This window comes from Sinomonas humi (assembly GCF_000802235.1).
Lineage (GTDB): Bacteria > Actinomycetota > Actinomycetes > Actinomycetales > Micrococcaceae > Sinomonas > Sinomonas humi.
In genome coordinates this window covers 1-5,792 of the sequence record NZ_JTDL01000116.1, presented here as the reverse complement: position 1 = coordinate 5,792, position 5,792 = coordinate 1, and the positions used below count along the sequence as shown (strand labels likewise).

The following is a 5,792-nucleotide window of genomic DNA, read 5'->3' as shown; positions in this document are numbered from 1 at the left end:
TCGCACGCCTCACAGCCGCACGCAGCGATCGACCCCATCACCCTCGGCGCCCACATCGTGACGCGGCTTCAGACGATCGTTTCCCGGGAGATTGACCCGCGCCATCCGGCGGTGATCACAGTCGGCACCTTCCACGCCGGGATCAAGGAGAACGTCATAGCGGATACCGCGGATCTGACCCTGAACTTCCGCAGCTTCGACCCCGAAGTGCACGCGCAGATGCTCTCCGCCGCCACGCGCATCATACGTGCCGAGGCATCGGCGTCCGGAGCGCCCGAGCCACAGATCGAGGAACTGTACCGGTTCCCGCGCATTTTCAACCAGCCTGAGGCGACCGAGGCCGTTATGGCCGCGCTGTCCGCCCGGATGGGCAGCGACGCCATCTCCCGCATCCCTCCGATGCTGCACTCGGAGGACTTCGGCCTGCTCGCCGAGGCCCTGGACGTCCCTGCCGTCTACTGGTTCATCAACGCCCACCAGCCTCCACGGCCCAACGGCGACCGCGTGCAGAACCATTCGCCGCAGTTCGCACCAGAGCCCGAGCCGGCCCTCCACATCGCGACCGAGGCGATCCTCGGATCAGTCCTGTTCGCGCTCGACGTCGAGCCGACAGCGGCGGCAGTCATCCGCGGCGCCACCGAGAAGAGGGTTTCATCCGAGGGCTGGTCGAGTCCATCATGACCGCACGCCGGAGCGCGTCCCATTTCCGCTGCGCACTCCGGCAATCCCCCGCCTACAGCGACATCACGACGCCCGCGCAAGTCGGTGGAAGCGAAGGCCGACGGCTGCGGGTAACAGGCGATGTCGCCGCCGCCGTCGGCCGCGACAAGACCGATGCCGGCGCGGCGGCGAACGCCACCCCGAGGCCCACAAACTCCCGGTGTTTCTCGATCGGCCCCCGCCGAGCAGTGCCGAGGCTTTGTGCGCTGGCGGCCAGACGGGTCCTCGGCGGGGAATCTTCTGATCCCCGGATCCGGACAACGCCTCGGCGGGGACCCAGCTGGAATACCAGCTGACACGTCTAAGTGCTAGGATACGGTCATGCTACTGAACCCGCGCCAGACCGATTCGCAGCCGGCACTCTCGGACAGGGTGTTCGAGTGGCTTGCTGAGCAGATCGTCACCGGCGCGCTCCGCCCAGGGCAATGGGTGAGCGAGAACGAAGTGGCCGCTCAGCTGGGCGTCAGCCGCTCTCCCGTGCACGAAGCCTTCGTCAGGTTCGCCAGTGAGGGCCTTGTCGAGGTGCGCCGCCGTCGAGGCACTATCATGGCCGATCTGGATCCCGAGGTTGCCGACGACCTCTATCGGGCGCGCTTGCTCATCGAGCCAGAGATGGCACGGATGGCAGTCGAGCACGCAACCGAGGACGAAGTGAAGCAGGCTGCCGCAATCGCCGAGGAGATGCGCGGCGCTTTGGGAGACCCGCGCGCGATCTACATGGCCCTCCTGCACCTGTACCAGCTCATGCTGGACACCTGCCCCAGCGCGACCATCCGGGACATCGTCGCAATGCTGTGGCGCCGGTCGTTGCGATTCCGCGGGATCGTGTTCCGGATCCCCAGCTTGGAACCCCAGAAGGAAGTCGTCGCCTTCGCGGAGCAGTTCGTCGAGCTCTTACAAGAGCGAGACGGCGAAGGCGCGTCCGTCGCGATGGCGAAGCTCCTTGAGAACACGCAGCGATCTGTCCACGAGTACCTCGTCGTCACCATAGGGGAACAGGGCTTGGCGACAGATGGAGCACAGCGGCTGCGGGCCTGACCATAGCCGCGCTGCTCCCTGCGTCACCCGCCAGCTCCCGGCTGGCAGCTTCACTCCTGTCGAGCGATGGCTAACTGCAAGGGGGAGGCCCAGTCGTCGCGGGTTCAGGCGAAGGGCGCGCATCCAAGGTGTTGCCATCGCGCTCCAGGCGCGCTGCCACAGGCTGACGTTGCGCCCCGTGTGGTGCTGGAGCTCACCAGATCGTCGCGGTATAGGTCATATGCTCGTCCATCGCCTCGCGTGCCGCCCTCGACTCCCCGGTCTCCAGGGCCGCGAGCACGCGCTGATGCATGAGGGTCGCAAGCTCCCGGGTCCCGGGAGCCCTCGACTTCTCCACTACGTTCTCCTCGAAGAGCCGCTGAACGGGCTGGAAGAGAATGGTGAGGAAGACCTTTCCCGAGGCCCACCGGATCGCATCGTGGACTGCGAGGTCAGCAGCGACGAACCCGGCGAGGTTCCCACTCTTGCGGATTTCCCGCATCTCGGCAATGGATGCGCTCAAGAGCTCTAGGTCCCTCGGGGTGATACGCCGGGCCCTGAGGGCACATGCGCTAGTCTCGAGCAGGCGTCGGAGCTCGATCAGCTGCATCGCTGCGTCGTCGCTCCCCGATCCCGGCGGATGCCGCACGCAGGACTGCATCGAGTAAATTCCACTGCCAGACCGGATTGACAAACGTTCCTCGACCGCGCTGGACGCTCAGGATCTTCTGAGCTTCCAGGGTCTTCATCGCCTCAGCGCGCCGTCATTCGGCTGACCTCGTGCTGGGCAGCGAGATCAGGCTCTCCCGGGCCATGGAGGCGGGCGGGAACTGCCTCCCACGATGCGATCGAGAAGATGGTCAGCCACCTCCCCTGCCAGCGATTTGCGGGTCAATCGTTCTCCGTCCTTCCCCTCAACTCCTTTTCCGGCACAGCATCGGCAAAGCGGGCTTCATCCTGGAGGTCCTCGCGGATTTCGAATCGTTTCCTCGGCCTTGGCGCCCACTACCGGGGCGTGACGTCAAGAATGGACCTGTCTGCTCTCATGGTGAGGATTGACCTCAGGGAAGGCGCACTCCCCTCATTTCAGTCGGTGGCGGCCGCTGCCGCGATCACCTCGTCGGAAGCCTCGATCCGGAAGCCGCAGGTCGCGTCGCCGCGCGTCTTCAACGTCTCCCAGCGCACCAGGGTGCCGGGCAGGTAGGTGTTGTACAGGGTGGTGTGCAGCTCGACATCGTAGAGATAGCCGAACTTCTGGCCCTCAGCCCCGAACTGGTTCCAGGCCGAAGCGTATGGGCACCAGGTGCACTCCTGCTTCCAGACATTCGGCGTCAGCGTTCCTTCTTCTCTCCACTGCCACACGGAGACGAGGGGCCCGTCCCAGTTGTCCATCTCGGTCTTGATGTTCAGCGGAAGTCCGCGCCTCAGGTGGTCGGCTCGAAGCGCCTCGCCTCGTTCCCGCCCAATGGCTCGCACACCGCTGCGGATGCTCGCCTCCCCCGAGGCGTCGTAGGCGGCGAAGATCGCCCGAGCCAGGAAGAAGTAGAGGGCGCCGTTGTGAATGGACGACTGTCGGATCAGCTCGATGGCGCGAACAGGAGCGGCGAAGACTGCCTTGGCTTCCCCAAGCGAAGCCGCCGCCTCGTCGATCCCTTCCCCCTCGAATGCGATCGTCCAAATCGCGTCGTCGGAACGGTCTGCGCGCGCGGTCAGTCGAGCGAATTCGTCCGAGAGGCCTTGGAGGGTCCATTCCCAGAAGTCGTACAGCCACTCGGACTGGCCGTGCTGCTGAAAGTAGGACAGCTCAGGTGGAGCGGACATCGCCACGGACACGCTGCTCGGCCCATGGCTGACGCGCAGGCCGGGATCACTGCTGAACATGAGGAAGTCCGCGCACTCCCAGTTGGCGAGCCATGAGCTGGGAGTGTCGCCGGCGACGACGACTGCGGACTGGGCCCTGTTGGTCATAGCCCGCCACCGGCCGTACTCGACCAGCCCGGACTTGATCGCCGCGGTAGCGTCGCGTCCGAGCTCGCGCTCTGCGGTCTCGCGCAGGTTGCGGTAGAAGACTGACTGCTTGTGATAGACATCCCTGAGCGTCTCCAGGAGCCCTGACTCGCCGAAGTCTTCGTGGAATCCCATTTCGTCTTTGCTCCCTATTGGTTCTGTGCGGTCGATTCAGCTTCGACTGCGGGTTGGATTGGCAATTCTCAGGTGGCGGGCGGCCCAGAGCCTCTGCCAGGCCGGGTTCCCAAGCGAAATACTCCGCGGGTCGCCAGCTCGCGTTCTCACCGGACGGTCCTCAGCAGGATGCTCGCTCGGTCCGCAATCGCGGTTCTATGCAGTGAGATCCAGCGTCAACGCGTGCCTGCTCAACTTCTCGTAGCCTTCCTCGGTGACAAGGATTGGCTCGCTGATCGTGATCGCAACTGGACCGCTGTCGAGATTCAAAGTGTGCCGATAAGACAGGGAGAACACGAAGTTCGGCTCGAAGACCCGGGACTCGCGTTCATGGATCCGCAGGTTGTCGGACCAAGTGGGCGCATATCCGATGCCTGTGCCAAAGCCGAGATGCTGTCCCGGTTCCCACATCCCGGCAAGCTCGAGCACTGTGTTCGCCCGACGGGCCATCTCGCTGACGGGCAACCCGGGTGCGATGTGATCCAACGCTATCAGATGCGCCTCAGTGAGAATCTTGTATGCTTCCTGAACCGCGGCGGGCGGCCGTCCAACCCATTTCGACTGGACCCCGACCACCTGGTAGCGCCGGGAACACCCGCTAAGCACCAGTTGCACCATCTCGTCTTCTTTGATGACGCGGCCGGAGGCGGAGGAGTGGGTCGAGGCAAGTGTCCGAGGCCCGCTCGCCACGGTGGGCCAGATCCCGGGAGAGTCGCCTCCGGCGGCAAACATGCCACTTAGCACTTCTGCCAACACGCCCGTCTCGCGGTTCCCCACCCGTATGGCCGGGAAGGCGGCTTCGTAGCCGGCGTCTTGGGCAGAAGCCGCCCTCCGCACATACTCGATCTCCGCAGGGGATTTGCGAATTCGGAGCTCGGCGACCAGACCGGATGCGTCCCTGAGTTCGCACCTGCCGTCGAGTTCGCGCCGGAGTTCCTCGTAGTAGTACGGGAGCAGGGCGTGGCTGCGAAGCTCGATGCCGATGCGCTGCCCTCGGTCCAGGAGGTTCATCTTCTCCAGCGTCCGAACGGTGATCTGGGCCGCGTCGTCGAGGGAATCGTCGAGCAATCCAACGACGTCATCTACGAACGGCAACCCGCCAATTAGCTCTTTGTCGATCGCGCAGCACACGACGGTAACGTCACGTCCGTCGGAGGGAAGAATTCCCGCTTGGAATTCACCGTGGTTCAGGGCGTCGTACCCGAACAGGTAATACATGCTTTCCTGATGGAACATCAGGATTGCGTCAAGCCCTTGCTGGGCCAAGGATTCATGGGTTCGATCTAGCCGTTCCTTGTACTCCGACACGGCAAATGGCAGTTCTGGGCCAGAAATGCCCAAATTGTCATTTGGCATGCTTCAGGCCTCGCCTTCTATTAGTGCGGGCCGAGCGAAGAAAACTCATGTGTTGGCACTGCGGGCGATGCCAGCCAGCCAGATCCCTCTCGACCCCTGCAGCCCGAGTTGGGCATTCGGTCTTCTACTACGTAAGCTAGAATACTAGCTGGAACCTGTCAATACGCCGCTTGTTGCTGCTGGTCCCAACGAGCACGGAACCAAGGAACACCAGGGATCCTGTCGGCAGGCATCCCTGATCACGGGAGATCCGGGCGGTCCGCACTCGGTGGCCGACACTGCGTGGAGGGCCTGTTGCGGCTGCGCAAACGTACGCACGTACAGCGTCGAAGTGGATTGAACCATCGCTTACTGGCGTCCGCTTTATGGATCTGGGGAATTCGACTCCAGCGTTGGGGCCTTGGCTCCTTGCCGCGAACCATGTAGCCTATCGGTGCAATCACACTTGCTGATAAGCCGCAGCGGGAGAGTCCGACATAACCCGGTCGGCGCCGTAGGAGCAACACCTCCCCAGGAAT

The 5,792-nt window shown here is 63.8% G+C and carries 5 protein-coding genes; 2 read left to right on the top strand and 3 right to left on the bottom strand.

Translation table 11 applies throughout. The features are described 5' to 3' along the window. Both LK10_RS11540 and LK10_RS20885 read left to right on the top strand, forming a co-directional pair. Nucleotides 1-681: peptidase dimerization domain-containing protein (locus LK10_RS11540; protein ID WP_156144142.1), on the top strand; the 681-nt coding region annotated here is incomplete at its 5' end. Between the two features lie 360 nt (nucleotides 682-1,041). Continuing rightward, nucleotides 1,042-1,758 carry a GntR family transcriptional regulator gene (locus LK10_RS20885; protein WP_052207240.1) on the top strand — a complete coding sequence of 239 codons (717 nt, stop codon included), beginning with the start codon at nucleotides 1,042-1,044 and terminating at the stop codon, nucleotides 1,756-1,758. Between the two features lie 193 nt (nucleotides 1,759-1,951). Here the strand turns inward: LK10_RS20885 and LK10_RS11530 are convergent, their stop codons facing one another. From LK10_RS11530 to LK10_RS11520, 3 genes are all read right to left on the bottom strand, one after another. Further along, a complete protein-coding gene (locus LK10_RS11530; protein WP_231567736.1) occupies nucleotides 1,952-2,398 on the bottom strand; it encodes a FadR/GntR family transcriptional regulator in 447 nt (148 codons plus the stop codon). Nucleotides 2,399-2,823: 425 nt separating this feature from the next. Then, a complete protein-coding gene (locus tag LK10_RS11525; protein WP_043123809.1) occupies nucleotides 2,824-3,879 on the bottom strand; it encodes a hypothetical protein in 1,056 nt (351 codons plus the stop codon). A gap of 195 nt (nucleotides 3,880-4,074) precedes the next feature. Beyond that, entirely contained in the window at nucleotides 4,075-5,274 is a 1,200-nt protein-coding gene (locus LK10_RS11520) for a M24 family metallopeptidase (protein WP_081998470.1), read from the bottom strand. Nucleotides 5,275-5,792 lie beyond the last annotated feature (518 nt).

Excerpts from the sequence above, each read along its gene's own strand:
- LK10_RS20885 (WP_052207240.1), top strand. The coding sequence starts at position 1,042 with ATGCTACTGAACCCGCGCCAGACCGATTCGCAGCCGGCACTCTCGGAC.
- LK10_RS11530 (WP_231567736.1), bottom strand. The coding sequence starts at position 2,398 with ATGCAGTCCTGCGTGCGGCATCCGCCGGGATCGGGGAGCGACGACGCA.
- LK10_RS11525 (WP_043123809.1), bottom strand. The coding sequence starts at position 3,879 with ATGGGATTCCACGAAGACTTCGGCGAGTCAGGGCTCCTGGAGACGCTC.
- LK10_RS11520 (WP_081998470.1), bottom strand. The coding sequence starts at position 5,274 with ATGCCAAATGACAATTTGGGCATTTCTGGCCCAGAACTGCCATTTGCC.